Genomic DNA, 23584 nt, shown 5'->3' with positions numbered 1-23584 from the left:
CAAGGCTTGTGTCATGTTCTCGGACGCGATTCGTTGGAAGGAAGAAGTGTACTCAAAACGTGCCTGGCTTTGAAAAGGGGCCAACTACGAATGGGTACATAATCACACGAATCTAAACACTTAGGAGGCCGCCGCCTTGAGGCGCAACATCGAAGCTGCCGTCGCGCTCAAAGGCCTCAAATAGCCCAGGAAGGGAATTATGTCTGCAAATCTTCATTTTTCACTCCTTTTTTATTGACCTATTTTAGTGTAGAGACCTGCGAAAAACCAATTTTCCTAACGCTGCAACGGTGCGATGAGTAAGTCCCAGAGCAGCTCGGCTGCACCCTGCTCTGCGAGCCGCCCCGGGTTTCGTCCGCCAGTCGATTGCATGCCCAGCGACTTGAAGTACATAGCCTGGCTGTCAAACTCTACTTGCAGCATTTCGTTTGAGCTTCCGTCCGACGCGCTGGCGTTGTACGAAAATGCAATGTGCTGGCTCCGGCTGCCGATACTGTCGATACGGATAGCGCATTGTGAGACAGCTTTTACATCACGGTAGATGATTGCAGTAAACCGTCTTGCGTCAATTCGCCTGTATCGGCCATCAATATCAGGATGTCGCGTCGCGAGCTCTGCTAATGAGGATTCGAAGAACCGTCCCATGTAGTCGAAGGATGCTTGGATGAACTCATCCCGTTCCAAGTCACTGAACTCCTTGGTGAGGCGCAGATTGCTCGAGCGAGGTGCATCGTCAGCAGGATTGGGCCCAGCGAGTATCGAACTAGCTCCGGGCTGCGATACTGCCACGGCAGGAGCTGAGCTTTTACCCGAGCAGACGCCGACGTTCGCTGAGCGCGCATTCATGCCTTCGACGGCGGTGCGAACCTGACGAACGACGTCGGTAAACGCCTCGTCCGGGTTAGCCCACATCGTAATTGCCTTCCCGTCTTTTGGCGTCGCCATTAACTTTCCAAACGGGGCAGAATGCCAGTCGCAAGGGCGAAGAATTACAGGAACGACACGCGCTTCGCCAGCGTTATGGCGCTCAATAGCTCGCTCCATTTCTTTTGAGTAGCAATAATCGGAACCGATAAAATTTGCGCTGACGAGCAACAGGATTACATCCGCGTTTTCCAGATTTTCCTTGATGGCTGGGTCCAGTTCGTCGCCGGCAAGAATGCGTCTATCGTGCCAGGCCTCTACATGCCCTTGGCGCTTGAGCAATGAAAGGTGCATCTCGAGCTGGTCTCGAAGCGCTTCGTCGACGTGACTGTAGGAGAAGAAAACTATCGCCATGTGGGGAGTCCCTATTTGTATCTGGAAAATATTTCAATCATGCGCTAACTGGCCATCGCAACCAGCCATATCATCGCATGCCATTGGGAAACGGGCTGTAGAATTGATTGAACGTCTTTGCCAAGGGCGGCATCCAAGGTATCGCCGTGAGTGGGCCAGGCTAAGTTAGCCGTCCACATCATCTCTCAGATACGCGACCGTGATGGCGGCGGCCGGCGCTGCAGGTATTGCGGAGGCTGTGGTCAACGCTGACGTGCGGACGCTCATTGCAGCGACCAGCAGTGGAGGCGAATTTATTGGGAGAGTGTTGGGGCGGCAATTGGCAGACTGCGTGTCCCCCGCCACCAAATCCATGGGAAACCCGCTGCAATGAAATGTGGCCGCGACCGAAGATTCCGACCTCTGCTATTTGCAGAGCTTCTGCGGTTGGCGGCGCACTAGGAGTCAGCCATGGAAAGTGCTTTGGGTCACTTCTGAAATAGGCTTTCGTGCACCCAACCGTTGTTTGTGAGAATAGCGGCCTGGAGTGCTTTAACCGGCGTGACATTGGATTTAGCATCAGCCTTAAGCGACTTCGACGCTGATGTCATTTCAGGCGATGTTGCCCACGTTGGCAGGTCGCTCACAGCGTATTCGTAGTTAACCCGGGATACTCTTTGCCCGAACATATCGGCTGGTTCCGAAAATTGAGTGACAGCCTTGACCGTGGCTTTACCGAAACAAAAACCGCCTATGCTTTCGCCTTTGTAATTCTTCCTGGCGTCGGGTTTGTAAGCCTTTCGGCCTTCATCCGTCAGGTCGAACGTGCTCTTCACCAGCGTCTTCGTCGCACCGCCGAAAATATCCTTCAACTCCTTCCGCTCTATTTCCTTCATAGATAGCATGCCGGCCTTGGTCAAAGCCTGCAAGGTGCCGTGCTGCGCGTCTTCGATACCGTAAAAATCGACTGTCTTCGGGAATTTTTCAACGAAATAGCACTTTGGGTACTCTTTGTCCAAGTAGCTCTGCATAGCGACCTTGAAATTCTTTTCGGTCGCTGCTTTTGGGTCAGAGCATCCTGTCGCTGCAATAGAAACTGCTACGGTGGCTAGGATAAGTAAGTGTCGCATGTATGCCCTTGAGTTTGTTGACTACGGGCAACAGTATAGCATCACAAAGTCCCCCACCAGCTACGCCAAAACAGACCTTTGGCTGAAGAATTGAAGTGAGCTGTCGACCCAGCGCAACCTCCGGACAACGTGCATGGGCGACGCCAATCCGGGCAGGAGGCAAAATCGACACCGAACCTCCGGCGTCAATTCGTCGCAGCGCAGTCTCTATGTGTTCGGATTTGTTAATCGCACTGCAGCCTACCTAGGCCGAACACGCAGGCGCGCTTGGCCTACTCACCCGCACACGCACACCAGCCACGACAGTCCACTAGCATTTGCCCTGGAGCCGAAATTTTGGTTAAAAAAAACCCGCCAACTGAGGGGCGGGTTAAATCCAATTCTTTTAAGGAAGTTGGAGGAGACAAGTGAAGTATGCTGCACTGCCGCATATTCCGCCAATCATTGTTTGTAATGAGATATATCACCACTGCGAATAACCGATGACGCCGGCATAGGGTGGCCTTTGAATTTGCCCACAGTTCGGGTGGACATGCCGGTGGATAACTGCTGCGAGAACTTCGCAAGCCCATTGCCTACGGCGTTTCTAGGGGCTGCCAAAATTAGTGGCAACAACCTGATGCCAGCCTATTGGTCCCCTACTGTCGTCTGCTCATCGGTTCTTGACGCTGCAGCTCGCGACGCGCAGCAGTATAATTTCCGTCATGGAACATCTATTCACGCTGAGGCTGCAGCTGCCTGACGACAACTGGGACCACGATGACCTTGCCCGGCGGCTGGGCGCAGCGGGCTGCGGTGACGCCTTAATTGGAGCCGGGCGCCCTGGGCATATTACGCTTGAGTTCACGCGAGACTCTGGCAGCATGGGCGAGGCCATCGAGTCCGCCCGAGCCAACGTTATGGCGGCCATTCCGACGGCGCTGCTGATTGACTAGCACGGCGAATAGCTTCGCAGGGAACAACTGGCGGCAAAATCAGGGGCGCTGTTGGGTCGTTAACCTCCGGCGTTAGCCGGCAACAGGCTTTTTGGAACGGTAAGCCCAAGCGTGCCCTAGCCTAAGAGGCCCGGCAGAGGATTGTGGCAAGAAATTTTAGGAAAGCAAGAACACGCTTTTTACCCGGGCCATGTTCGACCTGGATTCCGCTCGTTTCAGCCTTGACCTATAGTCGGAAGCAAGGAGACGGCGACTACTGCGAGCATTGTGTTGCACTTTTCCGAATTCTGTGAGCGCCGTCGCTTGACAAACGCCGGCATTGCTTTTATTGTAATTTCTCTTATCATTTGAATTTCATTACATAAGAGGACCGAACATGAACAAGTATTCCTTGGCTCTTGTAGGGCTAATACTCTCCGCAAATGCGGCTATGGCGCAGGAAGTGATGATGAAGGACGGCAAAATGATGACCATGAAGGACGGTCAATCTATGTCGATGGATAAGGACATGACGATGTCCAACGGAAATAAAGTCATGATGAACGGTATGGTCATGATGAAAGATGGGAAGAAGATGAAAATGCAAAACGGCATGATGATGGATGCAAGTGGCAACATTATGATGCACGACGGCATGATGATGAAGGATGGCAAGATGATGATGATGAAAAACGGTCAGTCCATGGCAATGGATAAAGACATGACGATGCCAAACGGCAACAAAGTCATGATGGATGGCTCCGTGATGATGAAAAACGGCAAGAAGATGAAAATGCATGACGGCATGATGATGGACCACACCGGCAAAATGATGAAGTAATCAAACTGTGGCGAGGGTTCCAATGAAATGGACGCCCTCTTTCAAACGGCATCGAAGTGCGCAACGCCATGCGTCGATTGCTGGTTTTCGGAGAGTTGCTTGCCCCGATTTCCTTGGACCTGGTCGTACTGTCGATTGGTGCCAGACGTTCCCTTGTTGGGATTTGGCATATTGGCGCTGTTATCCTTGGGCGCAATTTTCTTGTTCATTTCGACCTCCGTTAAAAGTTGGCCACTCGCAGGTCGCGGTGGCCGGCCTAGCTATAGCGCTGCCGTCCAGCCGTATGACCGCACTAGCGATGGCGTGGCGAGCTGGACTTGTTGCCCAGCCCATGTCGTCCACGCCGTCACCGTCTGTAGGCTACTGCCAACTTGCTAAATGCGACGCACGGGACATAGCGCAGAGTTGTGACTTTCGACGCTACTTGCCAGTCGCACTGAAATACATGGCTGGCATCCTGACCAGCGAGCTTGATACGGTCGACAACGCCGCACCACAACCTATCGCTTCAAGCGCCGCTACTCGAGTACTGACGTCGCTTTGAGAAGGCACCTCGGCCAGCTTCACCTGACTTCCGGTTTCCAGCCCTCAATATGTGGTAGAATTTCCGGAAGTTCACATGCCTAAGGAGGCGACCTTGCTGCCCATGCTGCCCGGCTTTCTCAACTCTAGCTCCTACACTACCTGCACGGTTGTCTCGGAGCCCGACTCTGTATCTGCGCGCCTTTCGAAGCTACATCCTACGCTCGATTTGGCATTACTGAGAGAGGTTAGTGAACATGGGTATCGACGGCGAATTGAAGCTACCGATATGCATTGCACGACTGCGGCGGGCTCCTACCACTGGCATGAGTCAATTTATGCTCTGCGGTCCATGCTGTCGGAACGGGGATGGAAAAAAGAGGATTTGCGTAACTGCCCTTTTATTGTTTCGCCTGACCGAAGTATTGCGCTCTGCTTGATGACTGGGGACTCAGATACGGGTTGGATTCAAGGTAATCCGAGCAACCAAGCCCAAAAAGGCGTAGTGCTTGAAAATGCAATCGCTAGAAATCAGGAACAGCTAAAGCTTTTCGATGCAAATTACGTTTCTAGCGAACTCGCTAAAACAAAAGAGGCAACTCAGCTTTGGGTATTACTCTACCATGTCGCCATCGGTTCGAACGGGAAGACAGAGATTCGCGCCGAGCTCTCGCTCCCATTTGAGTTCGAGAAAAAACGCATAATAGGCTGGCGCGAACGTCTTATTCTTTCTCCGATTCTGCCAGACGGCGAATCAGTCAATCAAAGCGACGCTGCGACTGGACCTATTGATGTTCCAATTGAGCGCCGAACCGGAACTTAATACAAGTAAGTCTTAAATATGATGTTTTTCAACCCCTCCAGGCTTAGATTCGCGCGCATGCGGCGGGGCTTTACCAAAGCGCGCCTTGCAAAGGAGCTTGGACTCCAAGTTAGGTCACTCCAAGGTTACGAAAATGGTGAGTATGCGCCTGAACCTGACAAGCTTTCCACGATTGGGGAAGTTCTTCGATTTCCTGTCGATTTTTTCTCTGGCGATGACCTACCAGCCATTGAGCCGGAGACGGCCAGTTTCCGCTCAATGTCGAAGATGTCCGCAACGCTTCGGAACACAGCACTAGGAGCTGGCGTAACCGCATTTTTGCTCAATGATTGGATAGAAGAACGTTTCCGTCTTCCCGAGGCTGACCTTCCCGACCTGAGTGACCTATCTCCAGAAGAGGCTGCGGTAACATTGCGACGCATCTGGAGGCTTGGGGAGGCACCGATAGGGAATCTCATCCATCTTCTTGAGTCAAAGGGAATCCGTGTCTACTCCTTGGCAATCGAAGCGAGAGAGGTTGACGCATTTAGCGTCTGGCATCGTGCCCAGCCGTTCGTTTTCCTAAATACTTTCAAGTCGGCGGAGCACAGTCGTTTCGACGCTGCGCATGAGATTGGACACCTGGTCAGAGACCGACACAGCATGCTCCATGGGACCGCGCACAGTCCAGACATGGAGAGAGAGGCAAACGCGTTCGCCTCGGCCTTGCTCATGCCTCGAGCAAACGTTCTCGCCCGTGGACACGGATTGCTGACGCTCGAGAAGTTAATTCACCTTAAACATACATGGGGGGTGTCATTAGCCGCCCTCGCCTATCGCATGAATCAGTTAGGCCTCTTCTCCGAATGGGCTTATCGAAATTTGTGCATTCAAATAGCAAAGAACGGCTACCGAACTTCCGAGCCTAGCCCGATACGACCAGAATCGTCGCAAATTTTACGCAAAATTTTTGATGCCCTCCGTTCAGAGGGAATCAACCGCGCAGCGATAGCTAAAGAACTTTGCATTATCCAAGACGACATAGATAACCTAACTTTTGGTTTAACGTTATCAAGTGTGACCTCCCCGGCGGGAAGCATCAAAAATATAAATAATCGTCAATTTATAAGTTAGAAAAAATAAATCAAAAGCTTCAAACGACTGGGACCTGCTCAATCTAGTCAACTCCGTTTGCTTTAGTCTCAGTAACCTTCGGGTTTGGGCCTGCTAAGCACATCGAACTACGTCTACCCTGAGGCCATTGGAAGCCAGCATTTGTCGGCCTGGATGGGTAGCCATGTGCCTACGCTCGGGCTCTACGGCGGCTGGACCGAGCTGTGCTCTGACAACTTGCGTAGCGTGTGTCGAAGGTCTCACGCTACGAGCCGGCCGTAAGCTTGAACGGCCAATAGGTCAGCGTCGACCACCGGCGTGCGCAGCAATCGGTTCATTTCGTTGAGGCTTGCATTACGGCGTGGCAGTGCTGCCGGCTCGCACCTACCGGCCATGGCAGTTGCCCGGCAGCCACGCCCCGCGCCTTTGCCGAGATGGACCAGCCGGCCAAGCACACGCTGCCGGAGCGGGGCTACGAATACACCGAACGGAAAGTGGCGCGGGTCGGCGTCGACTATCAGGTCGAGGTCGCCGGCCACTACCACTCGGTGCCGTTCCAGCATGCGCGCGCTCAGATGGATGTGCGCGTGACGCGCACGACGGTCGAGGTGTTCCAGCGCGGCCAACGCATCGCCAGCCACGTCCTGCGCACCGTCAAAGGGCGCCACACGACGATAGCGGCGCACATACCGGCGGCACTCCGCGAAGTGGCCGGCTGGAACGTGGACACGCTGACGGCGCGGGCCACTGCCGCCGTGGGACCACGCTGCGCGGTGCTGGTTGAACGGCTGCTGGGCCAGCGACGCCATCCCCAGCAAGCCTATCGCAGGTGCCTGGACGTGCCGTCGCTGGGGCAGAAATGCGGCTTGCGCGCCAGGAGGCGGCCTGCGTATGCGCCATGAAAGACAGCGCCGTACGGGGGCGTACAAACCATCGTGAAGAATGGCCTCGACTAGCAACCGCAAGGCGCACAGCGCACGCTCGGCCTGCCCGAGCACGAGAACTTGCGCGGTGCCGCCAACTACCATCGAGCCGGCTGCAATGATTCGCGCAATAAACGTATAAACGATTTATAAAAGATATGCGGTTGCGCGCCTCAGGGTGGTTCCCCGCGTCACGAAAGCATGGCCCATGTTGCATCACCCAACCCACGACCGACAAGCTGACCCGGCCGAAACTGTTCGGCGTTGCGCGCGCCTTCGCCGAGCAGTCCGTGCTGGACCCGGAACACCTCGGCTTCGAAGAGCGTCTCGGCCTGCTGGTTGAGCCCGACAACCTGCCCAGCGGCGTGCCCAAGGCATCGCGCCACGAGCCGGACGTCAACCCGACCTACCACCTAGCCGAGCACTACGGCGTGGCCGTGCTGCCCGCGCGCGCTCGCCGGCCCAAATGCGGCGTATTTCACCATCGCGGCATAGAGCACACTATTCTGCAAGGGTTATGCTTGGGTTACGCCGTCCTCGACGTGTTTTTCGACGGGAACCTGAATGACACGGAAGCCTAATTTTTTTATAAGAATGGTGTGAACGAACCACGTCTTACCAGCTGCCGAGTGGCCGTAGGTTGTTCCGATGCCGATACGCCCAAATGCAATGCTTGGCCAACTGCCTTTAAAACCGGTATGCCAAGACTGTCAGGCAGCAACTGGTTCCTCGCACGCACTCTCATAAAAAAACCACTGTTCCGCTGCTCACGCCGGCACCACTGTATTTACACAGACCACGCTTACCTCGCGACCGCTGCTTTTGCCGGTGCCCGCTCAGCGGCGGAGGGGGGCCCTCCGGGGGAGGCGGAGCCTCATCGGCGACGCCTGGTCTGGGAGTAGCGACGATGGCCCTGCCCACTCACGCCGCGCCGCCGGGATTAAAGAGGATTACAAGGATTACCCCTCGGGGAACCCTTATGCGATAAGGCCTCCCAGCGTTTAGGAGGGGTGCAAAAGCGCATCTGAGGGGGTATAAAAGCGCATCCAGGGGGGTGAAGAAGCGCACAGATTTTGTGGTTCTAAGGCCGGAAGGGGGGTGTAAAAGCGCATCGCGCCTCTGGCTCGTGCAGAGCCTATTTTTGCATGGTGGCGCAATTTCTGAACAGAATTTTGAGCGGCGTACCTATACATAGAATCAACAACAATAAACAAGAGTCCTTCGCATGTCCTCTGCCTCAAACCTCACCATCGAGAAAAAACTCGCTCTCCTGGCGCAGGCTGAAGCCGACAAAAAGAAAGCCACACCGGACACCAATTGCCCAGACACGCTCCCTCGCGTATCCGCTTCGACCTACGCCATGAACACGACCGTAAACTGCTGCGCGCTTTTCGGCACCCTCCGCAGCCTTGAACGCCTCGAGTATGTGAAGAAAACCTTCGACGCCACCAATGGCGGCCGCGTCACCTACAAGGGCCCGGAGCTGCGCCAAGACGACAAGGCCGTGCTGCTCGAACTAATTCACCAGCGCCGCAATATGTTTGCCGGAGAAATAAAATTTGCGCCGTCCACGCTCTGTGCTCGCATGGGTTGGTCCCGAAATAGCGAAGGCAGCGAGCGTCTGCGTAAGTGCCTCGAGCGCTTGACCGAAGGCACACTTCGCCTTGACAAGACCACCACCAGCGGCACCATGTTCCCAATGCTATCCGGCTTCACGTGGGACGGCGAACGGTGGAGCGCCACTCTGCACGACGACGTGACGAACCTGTTCCCGACCCGACATTATGCGTACATGAACATCGAGACCCGCAGGCAGCTCAGCACCGGCCTGCAGACCTGGCTCTACGATTACATCAGCTCCAACGATTGCACGATGGTGATGACGTACGCATCTTTGCGCGAAGCCTGCGGACGCCCTGACGAAGACCCGAAACAATTTGTTGATTACGTCAAAGCCGCCCTGAGCCGCTTAGTAGCGGTTGGCGCTATCGTCAAGTTCGAGTTTGCCAGGTGCCCGCACGCGAAGAAGCCAGGCGTGCTTGCCACCAAAAAAAATCGGGGGCAGCTGAAAAAGATGGTCGCTTAGGCCTACTCGCGTAATCGGTAAGCGCCTCGTCTACATGCCGTTGCCCTATGGGCATCCTCGCGGAGTCCAAAGCGTCGCATATAAATTCATCTGCTACACGTCAAGTCACTCGATGACGCATGCCGGCACGTGTCGGCGCCTTCTTTCCACATTTGGCGCCTCGCGGGCTCCCGCAATTACTTTGGAGTTACATATGGAAAATTCAGCTTCGAACATGGCCGACTTGGCAACCCTGCTTGGCCGAGTCGCGCATCGGCGCCGCTCACGACAAATAGTGGAAGGACGAACAAGCCCTGAATCCGAACACAAATTGCCTCGCCATGGAAATCATCAAATGAACTCTAGCACCTTCCGCGCTCCAGTTAACTTTACGGTCACCAACGCCAATGCATTTGCCCTTCTCGTCAATTTTAGCCGTGCTGCTCGTGCTGCCGGGTGGACCGACACACAGGTAGATGAAACGGTAGACCACGCAATGTTGCGCGACTACCACCATTTGCAGTGCACTCTCGCTGCATACACGGTGGAGTATCTCACTGACGACTAGCCACATGCCTGCAGCCCTCGCGGCTTTCCCACCGAAAAGGTTGGAAAGCCGCGAGGGCTTCAGCATCGAATTTCCATCCCGAACCGCTGGCCAGTGGGAAAGGCCGTCATCCTCCTCACGCGATTTATACGGTGGATACACATATAACGGATAGAACGTGCAGAACGGGGAGAACAGATAAAACAGGCCGCACAGTAAATCTCATGTGCGCCATCGGCGGTCATCGAAGCGCTGCACAGGAGACCAGCGTACCTGGCCGCCATCCAAGACATCCAGCATTACGCCGGCGAAGGCGCTGCCGACGGCTGTGTTGCGGTGGCGGCCCGCCCAGCAGACCGAAATATGTCAGTGCTTGCGCAGCGTAGCGCGCCAACTTGAAGGGCGTGCCCGGCGACCAGAACTTCGCTTTGCCCCCATGACAGTCGGCGGCTCATGCAGCCATCTTGCCGTCTCAATTTCAGCGTCGGAAAGGCCAGCGGCTGCGACACGCTTAATGCCGCCCCACGATGCGCTCCAGGTGCGCTGCCAAATTAGCGTCGGCACCTCCGACTTGGCTCCAAGCAGAAAACGCCAAGCACCAAGTGAAGGTGCCGATAGTGGCTGGACGTTGCCAGCTTCGTGACCTCGCGAATCTCGACTTCGCTCCAGCTGGCTTGACGAGCCGCACTCATGAATCCGCCCAACAGGGGAAAGGCATTGATATCAGTAAGCGCGTAGATAACCGGGACGCGAGTATAGGGCGCCAAATTGGCTTTTTTTAACGACTCTGCAACCTGTATTGCACAGTCATTGAATTTCTCCCATTTTTTTAAATTCAGGTCAGTCGCTGGCGTCACGAACACGTTTTCGTTAGCATTCCATTTTGCTGCCTTGAAAATTGTCCGGAATATGCCGTTGAGCCAAAAAGGCACATGTAAATGAAATTTGGTTTCGAATGTAGTGAGTTGCGGTAAGTCCGTCATGGAGCGCTCCTGAATATTTGTGATATTGGTTCTACGGCACGTTGCCCCTGCGACGCGACGGAGGACACAGCTGGCCATCGCCCTCGCGCTCGCCGACGACGGGAAAATACGGGAGAGTCACGCTGCGATAGTTGAAACCCTTGTCTTCACAACGGCATCACCTAATTTCTTGAGGTTATTACTACCTATTGGTGCACTTATTCTTAGGATGGACTTCAATCCAGTGGGCAATTGCTCAGCAACTACCATCCAACCTGGTCTGCCGGTGGGCGGAAAGGGGTTCCATTCTTCTCCGAGGCGGCGTGCAGTCGTATACGTATCCAAAAGATGTCCATATCGATTTTGTTCGAAGTTGAGGAAATTTCGATGAGCCTTAACGGCTGCGCTAACTCGCTGCAGAATATCGTCGCATGGGCGTTGCGCTGGGAGTCCAAACGTCTCCCGCTTCTGACGTTCACCGGTATAGTCATCTTTTCGAGCAAGCGTTTCGGCTGCGATGTGACAGTTGTCAATGGCGTCGATAAGCCAAAGCATTTCATTCAGCGACGGCCCATCGTCAGTCAAGCTAAACACGACATTAACGTCGTATATGGCATAAATGCTACCTTCGAATTCGATTTTAGAGCGTACCTCTTGCCAATCAATTAGCCAAGGAAGCAGGATGGCACGAATGGCTTGTGCGTCAGCTGAGCATTCACCGCGAAATTTGAAGAGGTCGTTAATTTTCATTGTGTTCCTTGTAGATACATTGGATGCATTAAATGCGTATTGGAGGTCGAGCCAACCGGAAACCCGGTTACCGGCCACTAACCGGCCACTAAATAGGTCGTCAGCCCAGCACTAATCTTGTGCCCGACAAATCGAACAGCCTCATTTGCGCGGAATTCGTCGCTTTCAGACAAGCGTAGCTCGAGAGCTGAAGTTAAGTTCGCGTACGAATCGAGATGGGTAAATGAGGCTCGCTACAAGGAGAGAATGTCGAGCGAATAGGCGCACATGGAGCGCCGCTCAATGAGAAAGATAGAGTGTTAAAAAATTTTATTGGCAACAGTGAATGCATGATGGCTCCTCGAAAAGACGTTATTAACTCCAAAATTGGAGTGGAATAACGTCGAGGAGCATGCGTTGCCAAGACGGTGGTTCGTTTAGTACAGGACCTAGAAAAATTCTTTCACCATAAGAGTTGGTACTCTTTGCAGCGGCAGGTCATTTAGTGTGAGCACTTAATGCCTTCAGTCCATAAGTTGAATCTTATCATCTTTTTTTAGTTGCCGTCAATCAACTTATAGAAGTTTTCTGGTTTTCTTTGATTTCTGATGAAAAAACATCAGAAACACTCCGAAATACTCATTCTTTTAATCGCCATGTAGTTACGCATTTCGACTTTAACTTTTTACTATCACTACCTACACATGACGAGGACAACCTAATTTCAGGTTCGTATCAATATCAGAGGACTGTAAATGAGTATCACAAAAGAAACCAATATTGGTCAAGACAACCTTAGTGAAGTAAGCAAATCGCTGAGACCGGACTACTCGACGCAATTTAAGCCGTGTGATTTGCTTGACGCATTAATCAACGAGCTTGGCCTGAAAAATGACGCCGCGCTCTCCCGCGCACTCGAACTAACGGCACCGTTGATAAGCAAACTGCGCAGCCAAGCGGCGCCTGTGAGTGCGTTCGTTCTGATTCGCATGCATGAAGTCTCGGGCCTGGGCATTGCCGAGTTGCGCGGGCTCATGGGAGACCACCGCAAGAAATTCGGCGTAAGCGGCGACGAGGCTAAAACGTCCGATTGCGGACGTGGGAAGCTCAAGCCTCAACAGGACATTTGCCGATAATTGCGATAATTTACCGAGCCGCCGCTCACGTATGGGTCGGCGGCTCTTTCTATACCTCTTCCGCTGGCGCCGAGGCGTCCCTTACTGACATTCAGGATTTTTAGTGCAGATGAAATGTCGAACGATTGGGCGCAAAACTGCCCGGAGGCCGCGGTATCGTATCGCTACGCCATGGCTCGTTTGTATTCCTGCCAGCGTCTTCAAGGGGCGGACCTACGGGCATGCCCGCGCCCCAGGCAACGCTACAAATGCCTAGGACACAGGTGGCAAGGGTCTGCATTCGCTAGCACCTCGGCAAGGCCGACGCCGACTACCTATTCCATGCTGCCCAAACATGCGTGAGACGAGGTGGACGAATGTGTAACGCGGCCGACGGTCGCGAGGTGCTCCGGCTCGGACACAACGCATTGCCAGACACGCCTGGTACGCCCTGCCCGGCAACGCACCCCGATGACCACGCGCACCCTGGTGTCACACCTCGCGATGGCTCGTCGAACATACAACTGCGAACGGCATGGCCCGAAGTCGAAGTGCGCAAAAGAGCACCTTGGCCAACCGTCATCTAAAAATGTATGCCGAGTGTACCGGTGGTGGACTGCCGGATGAAAAGAGAACCTCTCAGCAGTCATCTTCGCACGAGAGAAAAAGAGAAAATGCCGCTGACAGCGTTCACGACTCACACTCTTTGAATCAATAACGCCAGTTATTTATGATTTATATCGTTTATGCCATTGATTCCGCTATATTGCGTTGCATCTCATCGTCACCGTTGTAGCGAGTGCGCAGTTTTTTTTGCTTTAAGAGCTGCGCATTCTTCTACATCAGGAATCGACCCCCGCATGAGAATAACAACTATCTAGTGGTGCCGAGAAGCAACCACACAAGCTTTCCGAGCGAAAAAAAGCCCCCAAGTAGTTGGGGGCCGGAATTAAAACGAACGGTACTATCGATGCTTATCGTCATTACGCCCTCTTCGGTTACGGAGCGTTTCTTTGAAGATGGCCAGACTGTCCACCATGAAATCTATGGCGCCGAGCAACGCGAAAATAGCGATTATCAGGTATGCCATAATCATAAGTGCTTGCAGCACAGACATTGAATTGCTCCTTTCTCGTCTCACTCGACTTCTGACGTCCGAACTCCTCAAATTAATCAGCAGTAAGGGAAATAAACATAACGATTCCGATTCCGCAACTCTTTTTTGAATCCCTTCGGTGCCGGTGATAACGGAGCGATTCGGACAAGTGCCTCGTCCATGTGAAAAATTGCGGTGCGCAAGTGCAGGTCCGCCTGGTCGTCGAACGGCAAGGGGTGCAAAAAATCAAACCTGGAAAATGTTGCAAAACCACTCATGAAATCGGCTTGGTCCTGATTGCTCAGTAGCGACGCCAGCGCGACCAAATCCTCCGTTTTAATCGGAAACGTAAATTCCGCTTCACCCTTCTCGGATTTGAAAACTAACGTACACCCTTCCATTGCAAAAATTGAGGCAGCAATAGTCGCTGGATGAGTTGTCGCGAGTACTCTTTCCTTTCCATCTCTTACAAAAAGGTTCCCGATAACGGCATTACGGCTATTTTTGTAGAGCGAAAGTACAATTTTGTTGTCCATGATTTTCCTGTGATTTTATTGGCCTGAGCGGCGTGTGCGATTGACCTATGCGGAGAGATTTATCTGCTCCCCTTCCTCGTATAGGTACAAATTCGAATTCTTGTGGTGCAAGTCAAAAAAAGTTTTGCCCTCTCGCATGGATTGCGAAAATTAGAAGTAATCCCCCGTGCTCTTTACTGATTCTGCGTTTAATTCCGCAAATTCATTGATGCGAGAGTCAGATGTATGGCGGACGGAGCCGCTGCGCGAACGAGAATTCAATTGGCCATAAGTCACCGTGCCGATTTTTCTAGTTCTATTTTCCAGTGTTGCTCTTCCATGGAAGCACTTTCAGCGACACAAGCTGGGCTCTTCGGTTGCCGAAGTAGCGGGCAAATTGAAGGTAAAACAAAATGGTCCATTTCCCGCGCCGGGTCTGTAAACCTATTGCGCGTGGCTATCCATTCGCCTGGTTTTTAAAGAGCAAAAGCCACCGCATAAAAAAACGTGGACGAAAAAAAACCTCTATTGCGTTAGCAATAAAGGTTCTTTTCCCCAAACCCTATTGCACATGGCAATAGGACCTGGAAAAGTCCACGTCCGCTTTATGGGGGGACGCCGCATCGTTGTGATGCGATAAATGAAGTATTCCATGCGGCAACTTTATTGTCAAGTGTCGTTAGTTCCTTTCCCAACTCGTCGCTTGCTCTATGGACGTCGGCTCACCGCAGCACGGGCTGCCTCGCAACTTGGCATCACCTGTAGGTCGGCACATGGCGCTCGGCGCACGAAGAGCGCCATGAACATCCGGCTTCAGAGTTGGCCAGTACCAATTGCCGCCTGCCGTGGCGGCCGAGCCCGCATATAAATTCATTCCTTATACCGCTCAACAGTACTGCACGTACTGGCACGTAGGGCCTACACCATACCAATGCAGGCCTATACATCCACCGTCGCCAATGGGAGTTGCATGAACAACGCACTATTAGATTTGAACGAACTAGGCGCCTTACTTGGCCGCAGCCCGGAAACCATTAAGAAAGACATGAAGCGTAATCGGCTTGCTGTGCCGCCGCGGCTTCACATCCCGGGAACAAGGTTGCTGCGCTGGCGGCAAATCGATGTAGACCACTGGCTCGCCAGCCACGTTGAAAGCCGCCAGGGAGCCCTGGAATGAAGAAGATAATTCCGTTGGGAATACGCGCCGCCCTTAGCGCCAACGCACCCACACTCGACTTCGTTCTCCCCGGGTTAACAGCCGGGTCCGTCGGCACTGTGGTCGGTGCAGGGGGAGTAGGGAAAACGATGTTGCTCACCCAACTGGGGATGGCGGTGGCGACCGGTTCGCCGGCTTTCGACAATCCTCTGACGCCGCGCAGCACGCCGGCGCGCGTAGTGCTCATTGCGGCCGAAGAATCGTCCGACATCCTTCGAATTCGCCTACACGCGATTAAAAAATGGATGGACCTCCAACGTGAAAAGTCTTCGGCCTCGACTGTGGCTACCGAAAGCGAATTCACTGCTCTGCTAGAAAAGAATCTGCTGCTCGTGCCGGCGGCAGGACAGTCGGTTTCTTTGGTTAACAATGGCGCCACGACAGAATTTTTTGAGACCCTTTGTAAATTCTGCACAGGAGCGCGATTAGTCCTCATCGACCCTTTACGGCGATTGCATGACGGCGACGAGAACAGCTCTTCGTCGATGACCCACATCGTGCAGGTGCTTGAGGCGCTGGCGAGACACACCGGTGCCGCCGTGATTGTGGCGCATCACGTCAGCAAAGCCTCAATGTTCAACGCCGTCACCGACTCCGCCGCCGCTTCGCGCGGCTCCAGTGCGCTCACTGATGCGGTTCGTTGGCAGGCCAATCTGTCGGGCATGTCCGAAACCATAGCGCGAAAACACGGGCTAACGGGGCAGCACAAATCATACGTTTGCCTCGACTTCGCCAAGGCAAACTACATTGCGCCAGAATTGCCGTTGTGGCTCAAGCGGTTGGAAGGCGGAGTACTGACTCAAACGACTTCGAAGGGGGTATCGGCTGCCAAACAACATGACGGAACGGTAAGCAATATTGAGGGAACACGCGCTACAAAGGAGAGAAACTATGGCTGGTGAAATGCGTTTTGAGTTTGCCATTCAGGAGCCGGCATTGGCCATTGCTCCGGTGTTTTTGGTGCTGCAAAAAATCAAAATGCCGCGTGCAAAGCTGGACGTTACCCGCACGTTTGGCGACGCCACGCTGCAGTGGCGTGGCCCCGACGCATTAGGCATTCCGGAGCAATCAGCACTTCTAGCACTGCTGTCCATTGCGGGGCAACAGACGTTTTCCATTGACCCGAATAGTGCGGCAGGCGACAAGGCGAAGCTGTTAAATCAACTATCGTGCGAGGGGCCGCAATCTCATGTCGCCGTCGTAATAGCACAGTGGCGAAGAATTGAAATCGCAGCTGGCTACCGTTCCCACAGCGGAAAGAACATCACAAACATTAAACTCGCTGTCAAACGGCTGGCGGAAACCACTATTTGGGAATGCCGTGGCGGAATCCAGTATGAGTCGAGACTTCTGTCATGGATTCGCGGCAACGACAATGGTGTGATTATTGCGCTAAATCGACGAGCGACAGATGCTATCTGCGGCGGGCAGTTCATAAAAATCTCGCTGGACGAACGCAACGCGCTGCCGGACGAATCGACCAAGGCTTTGCACGCGTACCTCAGCGGTTCCATGCGTGCTGGCTCAACGCGGCGCCTGATTATTAGCAAGCTCCAGGCGCATATCTGGAGGGGCGAAGTGACGGGAAGCTCACGCCGCAGCAGGGAAGAGAAACTGCGGGCCGGGCTAAGCGCAATCGACCAATTGCCCGCTTGGCGTTGCATTCTGCTACCTCGCGGCCAGGTCGACATCCGGCGCATCAACGAGAGCACTATCGAGCGCAAAACGGCTGAGAATGACCGCGCGCCAAAAAGGCTTGGCAAGCGCGAAACGGCTCCGGTGCAATTGGTAACTGATGCTCTTTGATGACGCGCTGCGGCGGCGATTTCAGCCCGTGCCTTAAAAATGCCGCAGCTATCGCTGCGCCCTCCACCTGCGCGCGGACCGTAGTTAGCGCGGAGTGCCCGCAAGCCGAGCAAGGAGAGGCGGGTTCGCCTCTCCTCTTCAAACACAGTAGCTGTCGAAAAATATTATGCCGCCGGCGGCCGGACAGAACGAGCTTGTTGGGTCCGACGGGGCACTTACGCTGCGGAGCGAGCGCCGAGCTTTCGCCGCACGTGCCCGGCGAGCGCCTCCACCACGGTCAACCGCGGGTTGCCGGACGCCGGCGATAAAGCGCATCGTTGACTGGCCCGCGCGTAGCGGTCGTGGCGGGTGTGGCGCCGGTGTCAAGCCCACTGGGCGCCACTTATGTCCCTACCTTGCTTCGCCGCCGAGCGCCGCAGCTCCGCGCCAAGAGACGTGGTGCGTCGGGGTGCGCGAGCAACGCCTCGGTCAACTCGACCCTGAACACCCTTCACACCGACGTGCTCTTTCCACCGGTTCCATCGCCCACGCCTTGGCCAACCGCTCCCACTACCGGCTTCCGTCAAAGCCCCATCTAGCGACGCGGTGCTGCAGGCGTCGTCGTACAAAACGCGACCTCCAGCGAAGAGCAATAAAGGGGTGGGAACTATCGACGACAAAGCCGGAACTATCGCCGCGCCGGGAACTATCGAAGACGGCAAAAAAACCACGAAACACAAGAAAAACCACCCCGAAATAACGGCTGCGGGGCCGCTGCCGGGGCCTCACTAGGAATGACTAGGGATGACGCTTCGGTCCGCGCCTATTGGCGCTGCCCTCGCTGAAAAAACCGGCTTGCCTGACAACGAGACCCGTACTCAGAATGCTTCTTAAAAAACTTATCTTAAAAAATTATGAAAGTGGCGCTGGCGCTCAGTTGCCCAATGTGCCGCGTGCTGCAATTCCGCGTCCCGGCGCCGCTGCGGCATTCGCCCATAGATGACCGCTTGCGTACCTGACGGAACTGCGCGGCCTTCCTCGAAGTGGGATGCTGGACGCCGAGAAAAACGGGAACTATCGACGACAAAACCGGGAACTATCGCCGCGCGTCGGGAACTATCGACGACGGCAAAAAACCGCACGAAACACAGGAACCCCCCCCCAAAAAATTACGGCAGCAGGGCTACTGCCGGGCGTCCACTAGGAATGACTATGGTGACGCTTCGGTCCGCGCCTACGTCGCGCCGTCCTCGCTTCGAAAAACGGGCTTGCCTGGCAATGAAAGACGGGCCGGGACTTTCTTCTTATAAAACTTGTTCTGAAAAAAAAGTGCCTTAAATGCAGTTGGCCAGGTGCGTCCGGCACGCAAAGGAAGCCATCCGCAATCGATACCGCGACGCGCCAACGGGGGACTCAGGCCAGGGACCGAGAGATGCAGTGCGCCAATGCAGCACACGATTCCAGCGCCACCCACCTGCATCTGCCGCCCCTTGGCCAACGGAAGTGGCCTCCCCGTCGCACTGTAGCCTTGGCGCTACGGCGTGCCTCTCCCCCCACTCTTATCCCACATATTACTTCCACAGCCCTCAACCAACGATGCCGGGTGTCGTTCCGCAGCGCCCGTCCTAGAGTGCACGCGCGGCTCCACGGCGGGCTGACATCGCACAGAATCCCACACATGATTACCGGCGCCCATCGCTCCGGCGCTGACCAGTCAATGACACTGAATTGGCAAACACACTTAGGATTTTGAAATTATCATACAAACCATTGATATCGTTTATATTATTTATTCCATAAAAATAGTTCCATCCTGTCGCCGGGGTTGTATCGCAATAGATTGTTGCGTGTTGCTCCACTTCTGGCCGAGCCAATACCGTCTCTCAACTGTCATCGCTGCCACCTCCAGAAGTCAACTGTACATGGCCAGCCATTCGCAGCGTTATCCCTCTGCCCAAAATTTTATATTGCCAACGCTGTTTCCACAGCGCGTTCGCTATACATGCATAGGCCCCAAACGCGAACAGGATTTGTAACAAATCGGTATGCGCGCCATCGCGTTCTGTCATTGCCTTCCGCAGTCCCCCGGTTCGCTCCGAAGACAGTACCAGCTTGGGCCGCGTTCCACCGCCTATATAAATCCATTCGCTACATGTCAGTAGAACGAATACCTCCGTTCCAACCGTAAGCATCGTCAATAAAAGGAAAACTATATGCACAAACAAGCGTGGCTTATTGCCTTATGTCACCCCAAGGGAGGCGTCGGCAAAACAACCAGCACGATGGTCCTCTCGGGCGAACTCGCTGAGCGGGGGTACCGTGTTCTCGTGGCGGATTGTGATGCGCAGGCATCAGCGTCCGCCTGGGCAAATGCCGCACCGGAGGGCAAGCCGTTTCCAGCAGCAGTGGTCAACCTATCGGCGTACGCTGGAAAAGTGCATCGCGAGATTCAAAAGCATCTCGATAACTACGATTTCATCATCGTCGATTGTCCGCCGGGATTGGATTCGTTAAGCCCTCAGTCGGCGATTCTCGTAGCCGACCTGGTCATCGTGCCGTTGCCGCCCTCACCTGCAGACTTATGGGCGGCTCGTGGAGTCAAACGTTTGATTGAACGGGGGACAGATTTCAATCCAGCGTTGAAAGCAGTCATTTTGCCTAACAGGGTCGTAAGGACCTCGCTATCAAACGCCATCATGCAAGAATTGAGTGAGTTCGGCATCCCGCTAATGTCGTCGCGGCTGACGAATCGAACTGCCTATCAGGAAGCGGTCGTTAGCGGCGTATCGGTTTCGGCCCTAGGCCGGGACGCAAAGGCGGCGAAAGATGAGGTCAGCGCATTGGCCGACGAGGTGTTGGCGTTACTGGGAGAATGCAAATGACGAAGAAAATGTTCGATAATGTCAAGGTTCGCTCAACAGTCGCGCAACAGGATGTAGCCTTGGAGGACCGATTCGACAAGGCAGATTCTATCCTGCTAAAAGCTCCGGAACCCGCTTCGGCGCCGGCACCAACACTGCGGAAAACATCGGTAATTCGGGACACATTCTCCATGCCCCCGGATGACTATGCCCGAATCGAGGAGCTGCGAATCATTGCAAACAAGGAAGGTCGTAGTTCGACCAGCAAGAGCGAAGTCGTACGCGCCGGATTACAAGCGTTGGGCTTGCTCAATAGTCAACAATTGGTCGAGGCCCTTAACCGGCTTGAAAAGTTAGTCCCAGGCAGGAAAAGCTAATTCACTTTATACCGTTATAGCGCTCATCGCGCTATAACGGTATGTTTTTACATACCCTGAACACCCATATGGCCCCCTCGTGTTTTAGCGGGGGCTATCGGCTCAGCGCCGAAATGGCAGCATGCAAGTTACTTCATCGTCGAGCTGTTGTTGGTGTCGAGATGCGCTTTCAGGACCAAGAGGCGCTGGGCCGCTGCACTGCAATCTGCGGCGACCATCTTGCCCTGAGCATCGACCTGATAGAACGGATACCGGGTGGTGTAGAAGAGCGACGAACCGCTACGGCACGCGGCATCCATCACGAAGTCCGAAATCAGGTAGCGGCTCACCAGCTCAGCCAGGCGCGGCGCGACCTTGCCGCCGGTTGCCGTATCGGTGACCTTCTGCGAATCAGGGGTCTTTGCGTCCATCAGTGCCTTGAGCGTCATCGCCGCAGTTGGCACGAACACGCCATTGGCCCAGGCGCCAGCGTTGATGGCATTGCCTGTGCCGTCGACACCGCCAGCGGCATAACCGCCTTGAGCCGATGCACCGACCACCTTGGCCACCGTCGCCGAAGGCAGGTCCAGCATCACCCCCAGGTATTCCAGGCCGTTGAGTAGTTGCCAGCTTTGCAGCGACTGCGCATTGTAATATGTCGAGTCGCTCTTGACTGCACCCTTAAGCACGTTCAAGTAGACCGACTTGTCCTGCATCAGCAGCGCATTGGCGCTGTCCAGGGCCAACAGATTCTGCATGCCGGCCGAGAAGGCGAGCGCGAGGGTTGTGCCCTTGCTGGCCTGGTAGGCCATCGCGTTCGCGGCGATGTCCGTCAACGGACTGATTTTGAAGTCGTTGTATTCGGTCGTGACAAACGGCGCCACCAGGACCAGGGTGCCGCCGGGCTGCACGGTATTGTCTGCCGCACGGGTGACCTTGCCGCCGACGGCGACCAGGCGCACCATGCCCATCGGTGCCGAAGTGGTAGTGATGGCGAAGTAGCCGTTGAGGTCTGCCGTGACCGGCGTGCCCAGCGCGGCGCCGGCGCTGCCGTCCGGCTGCACGCCATACGCAGTCACGACAGCACCAGCGTAGGCCGCACCACGAATGCTGGTGGTGGCCACGCCGGGGGCGGCCGCGCCGGTCAAAGGGTTGGCGACGACCGTGGCCGCCGTTGTCGCGGGCATGGTCGGGGTTGTCGTGCCACTGTCGCCACTAGAACCACCGCCGCAGCCAGCCACCACGGCCGTCGCTACTACCGCCAAAATCTTCATTGTTTTCATTCGTGCCTATAGATATCAAGTACAAACATGGCCGCTTCAGCAGCGCCTAAAACTGCTCGCAAAACGTCATTAACTCTTGCCAACAAGTGCCCCACTTGGCAGCTCGGTCAGCTCCGGTTGCCCCTCCAAACGAACAGCTTTGGCGCCGGTCGCTTTTTCGATAGCGTGCACCGTATCCAGAATCGTCTTGTTGACCCATTGTTCCGGTGTGCCGACCAGCGAGTTCGCGATATCCCGCGAAACCTGGTAAAGGCCACCTTCGGTTTTATTGAACACTGCATAGGTGTCCAGTCGGTACCCGGCTTGATATTTGTACAGGCAGCTGTACAAAGTCAAATTGCTCGAGCCGGCGACGCTGCGCTGGGCGCGCGACGTCCACACCGCGTCGTCGCATTTCGCGGCCTTCATGCTCACTCCACCGTTCTGCATCGCGGCCATTTGCATCATCGCGCCCATGCCCGTGTTCGAACCCGCCAGCTTCGCACCTATGTCCTCGATGACAAAACGACCAGGTTCAACTGGAACCGTCTTGCCCATTTGCAGCGGCGTGACCTGGTGGATGTCACTTGTGTTTTGGGCCAATCCGTCGGCGGCGGCCTTGACCACGACGCCGGTGCTAGCCTTGGTTTTGATATCAAAGATGTGATACATCTCGACCGTGGTGCTTCGGTTGGCGAGATAGCTGTTTCCGGTGGCGCAGCCAGCGAGAATGGCAAACGCAGGAACAATAAATGCTAACTTTCTCATGCGACATCCTTTTGCAAAAAATTGAATTTCAAAAAATTACAGTGCTCCGTCTCTAGCAGCCATCAGCCTTCCATTCCCACTTGCCGGTTGCCGGGTCATGGCAATACGGCGCCTGAAATCGAACCTTGCATCCGTTCTCAAATGTCCTGGTGCAGTCACCGTTGTTACACTGGTACGTCGAACGAACCGTCCGGCCGGGCGGTGGACCGCAGGTCTTCGCAGAAGCCTCCTTCTTGGCAACTTGCTTCGGGTATCCCGCGTCGTCCCACCAACTTCTGATTTCAGTCTTTTGGCACTCGACGTAGTTTTGCACGCAGTGCTGATAGGCCCTATCCACCGCACCTTGTTCTGTATCGGAACCAGTGTGCATCGAACATTCATTTATTCCGCATACAATCGCCCCGCCCCCAGGGTGTTCTTGCCTGTGCTGCACCTGGCATTTCGACGCCACTTTCGATAGACCGCTTTCCGTCGCTGCCTTGCGACATCCATCCAAAGCAGTGGCGTCCGCAGCCTTCTGGGTAGGAAAATTCCAGCCCGCATAAATAGTGCTGACCGAATGACCTTGTACCCACGCCACGGCCGAATGCGCATGACTGACGCTGGGCAGCAGCAGGCATGTAAGCACCGAAAGAATGCTCAAAAATCCCCTCAGAAACTCTTCTATTTTTGTCGCCATCGTCGTGTTCCTTTTGTGATGAGGTCATGAAAAGTTTACCTAAAACAACATTTTACATCAAGTTTACTATCGTTTTATGTCATTTCTTTAAAGTACTTACCAGTTGACCATGTTGTATTTTCGTGA

General features: G+C 54.5%; 23 protein-coding genes. 14 read left to right on the top strand and 9 right to left on the bottom strand.

Going from position 1 to position 23584, the window contains the following annotated elements:
* Positions 1-276 precede the first annotated feature (276 nt).
* The gene (locus ACP7DD_RS11950) at positions 277-1278 is read right to left on the bottom strand and encodes a toll/interleukin-1 receptor domain-containing protein (RefSeq protein WP_426175022.1); all 1002 of its coding nucleotides are present in this window, start codon (positions 1276-1278) and stop codon (positions 277-279) included.
* A 467-nt stretch (positions 1279-1745) separates the two neighbouring features.
* A complete protein-coding gene (locus tag ACP7DD_RS11945; protein ID WP_426175021.1) occupies positions 1746-2387 on the bottom strand; it encodes a hypothetical protein in 642 nt (213 codons plus the stop codon).
* 662 nt (positions 2388-3049) lie between these two features.
* Between ACP7DD_RS11945 and ACP7DD_RS11940 the strand changes: the two genes are divergently transcribed.
* On the top strand, positions 3050-3322 hold the full coding sequence (locus tag ACP7DD_RS11940) for a hypothetical protein (protein WP_426175020.1): 273 nt from the start codon (positions 3050-3052) through the stop codon (positions 3320-3322).
* A gap of 376 nt (positions 3323-3698) precedes the next feature.
* Positions 3699-4142 carry a DUF6799 domain-containing protein gene (locus ACP7DD_RS11935; protein WP_426175019.1) on the top strand — a complete coding sequence of 148 codons (444 nt, stop codon included), beginning with the start codon at positions 3699-3701 and terminating at the stop codon, positions 4140-4142.
* Positions 4143-4183: 41 nt separating this feature from the next.
* On the opposite strand, the gene ACP7DD_RS11930 is transcribed toward ACP7DD_RS11935, so the two are convergent.
* Positions 4184-4351, bottom strand: coding sequence for a hypothetical protein (locus ACP7DD_RS11930; RefSeq protein WP_426175018.1), 168 nt, complete (start codon positions 4349-4351; stop codon positions 4184-4186).
* Positions 4352-4779: 428 nt separating this feature from the next.
* On the opposite strand from ACP7DD_RS11930, the gene ACP7DD_RS11925 reads away from it, so the two are divergent.
* From ACP7DD_RS11925 to ACP7DD_RS11900, 6 genes are all read left to right on the top strand, one after another.
* Entirely contained in the window at positions 4780-5487 is a 708-nt protein-coding gene (locus ACP7DD_RS11925) for a hypothetical protein (RefSeq protein ID WP_426175017.1), read from the top strand.
* Positions 5488-5505: 18 nt separating this feature from the next.
* Complete coding sequence (locus tag ACP7DD_RS11920; protein ID WP_426175015.1) at positions 5506-6600, top strand: helix-turn-helix domain-containing protein; 1095 nt, start codon at positions 5506-5508, stop codon at positions 6598-6600.
* A 413-nt stretch (positions 6601-7013) separates the two neighbouring features.
* On the top strand, positions 7014-7481 hold the full coding sequence (locus tag ACP7DD_RS11915; RefSeq protein ID WP_426175014.1) for a Mu transposase domain-containing protein: 468 nt from the start codon (positions 7014-7016) through the stop codon (positions 7479-7481).
* Positions 7482-7660: 179 nt separating this feature from the next.
* Positions 7661-8083, top strand: a complete 423-nt coding sequence (locus ACP7DD_RS11910) for a hypothetical protein (RefSeq protein ID WP_426175030.1) — start codon at positions 7661-7663, stop codon at positions 8081-8083.
* A gap of 644 nt (positions 8084-8727) precedes the next feature.
* Positions 8728-9588, top strand: coding sequence for a plasmid replication initiator TrfA (gene trfA, locus ACP7DD_RS11905; RefSeq protein WP_426175013.1), 861 nt, complete (start codon positions 8728-8730; stop codon positions 9586-9588).
* A gap of 193 nt (positions 9589-9781) precedes the next feature.
* Positions 9782-10135 carry a hypothetical protein gene (locus ACP7DD_RS11900; RefSeq protein WP_426175012.1) on the top strand — a complete coding sequence of 118 codons (354 nt, stop codon included), beginning with the start codon at positions 9782-9784 and terminating at the stop codon, positions 10133-10135.
* Positions 10136-10665: 530 nt separating this feature from the next.
* Here the strand turns inward: ACP7DD_RS11900 and ACP7DD_RS11895 are convergent.
* Both ACP7DD_RS11895 and ACP7DD_RS11890 read right to left on the bottom strand, forming a co-directional pair.
* Positions 10666-11097 carry a hypothetical protein gene (locus tag ACP7DD_RS11895; RefSeq protein ID WP_426175011.1) on the bottom strand — a complete coding sequence of 144 codons (432 nt, stop codon included), beginning with the start codon at positions 11095-11097 and terminating at the stop codon, positions 10666-10668.
* 117 nt (positions 11098-11214) lie between these two features.
* Positions 11215-11826 carry a hypothetical protein gene (locus ACP7DD_RS11890; RefSeq protein ID WP_426175010.1) on the bottom strand — a complete coding sequence of 204 codons (612 nt, stop codon included), beginning with the start codon at positions 11824-11826 and terminating at the stop codon, positions 11215-11217.
* A gap of 734 nt (positions 11827-12560) precedes the next feature.
* On the opposite strand from ACP7DD_RS11890, the gene ACP7DD_RS11885 reads away from it, so the two are divergent.
* A complete protein-coding gene (locus ACP7DD_RS11885) occupies positions 12561-12941 on the top strand; it encodes a hypothetical protein (protein WP_426175009.1) in 381 nt (126 codons plus the stop codon).
* 1152 nt (positions 12942-14093) lie between these two features.
* Here ACP7DD_RS11885 and ACP7DD_RS11880 read toward each other — a convergent pair.
* Positions 14094-14552 (bottom strand): hypothetical protein, encoded by a 459-nt coding sequence (locus ACP7DD_RS11880; protein ID WP_426175008.1) that lies wholly within the window; start codon positions 14550-14552, stop codon positions 14094-14096.
* 949 nt (positions 14553-15501) lie between these two features.
* Here ACP7DD_RS11880 and ACP7DD_RS11875 point away from each other — a divergent pair.
* From ACP7DD_RS11875 to ACP7DD_RS11855, 5 genes are all read left to right on the top strand, one after another.
* Complete coding sequence (locus ACP7DD_RS11875) at positions 15502-15708, top strand: helix-turn-helix transcriptional regulator (RefSeq protein WP_426175007.1); 207 nt, start codon at positions 15502-15504, stop codon at positions 15706-15708.
* Positions 15705-16649 (top strand): AAA family ATPase, encoded by a 945-nt coding sequence (locus ACP7DD_RS11870; RefSeq protein ID WP_426175006.1) that lies wholly within the window; start codon positions 15705-15707, stop codon positions 16647-16649. Before ACP7DD_RS11875 ends, ACP7DD_RS11870 begins: the two co-directional genes overlap by 4 nt.
* Positions 16639-17553, top strand: coding sequence for a replication protein C, IncQ-type (repC, locus tag ACP7DD_RS11865; RefSeq protein ID WP_426175005.1), 915 nt, complete (start codon positions 16639-16641; stop codon positions 17551-17553). The genes ACP7DD_RS11870 and repC overlap by 11 nt, the downstream gene beginning before the upstream one ends.
* A 2192-nt stretch (positions 17554-19745) precedes the next feature.
* Positions 19746-20414, top strand: coding sequence for a ParA family partition ATPase (parA, locus tag ACP7DD_RS11860; RefSeq protein ID WP_426175004.1), 669 nt, complete (start codon positions 19746-19748; stop codon positions 20412-20414).
* Positions 20411-20770, top strand: coding sequence for a hypothetical protein (locus tag ACP7DD_RS11855; protein WP_426175003.1), 360 nt, complete (start codon positions 20411-20413; stop codon positions 20768-20770). Before parA ends, ACP7DD_RS11855 begins: the two co-directional genes overlap by 4 nt.
* Positions 20771-20898: 128 nt before the next feature.
* Here the strand turns inward: ACP7DD_RS11855 and ACP7DD_RS11850 are convergent, their stop codons facing one another.
* The 3 genes from ACP7DD_RS11850 to ACP7DD_RS11840 form a co-directional block, all read right to left on the bottom strand.
* The gene (locus ACP7DD_RS11850) at positions 20899-22032 is read right to left on the bottom strand and encodes a hypothetical protein (protein WP_426175001.1); all 1134 of its coding nucleotides are present in this window, start codon (positions 22030-22032) and stop codon (positions 20899-20901) included.
* 69 nt (positions 22033-22101) lie between these two features.
* Positions 22102-22779 (bottom strand): hypothetical protein, encoded by a 678-nt coding sequence (locus ACP7DD_RS11845; RefSeq protein WP_426175000.1) that lies wholly within the window; start codon positions 22777-22779, stop codon positions 22102-22104.
* A 52-nt stretch (positions 22780-22831) separates the two neighbouring features.
* Entirely contained in the window at positions 22832-23458 is a 627-nt protein-coding gene (locus ACP7DD_RS11840) for a hypothetical protein (protein WP_426174999.1), read from the bottom strand.
* Positions 23459-23584: the final 126 nt, after the last annotated feature.

Origin of the sequence: Massilia sp. TWR1-2-2, from assembly GCF_049897565.1 — a bacterium.
GTDB lineage: Bacteria > Pseudomonadota > Gammaproteobacteria > Burkholderiales > Burkholderiaceae_D > JAFCUW01.
This window is presented reverse-complemented; position numbering and strand designations above follow the sequence as displayed.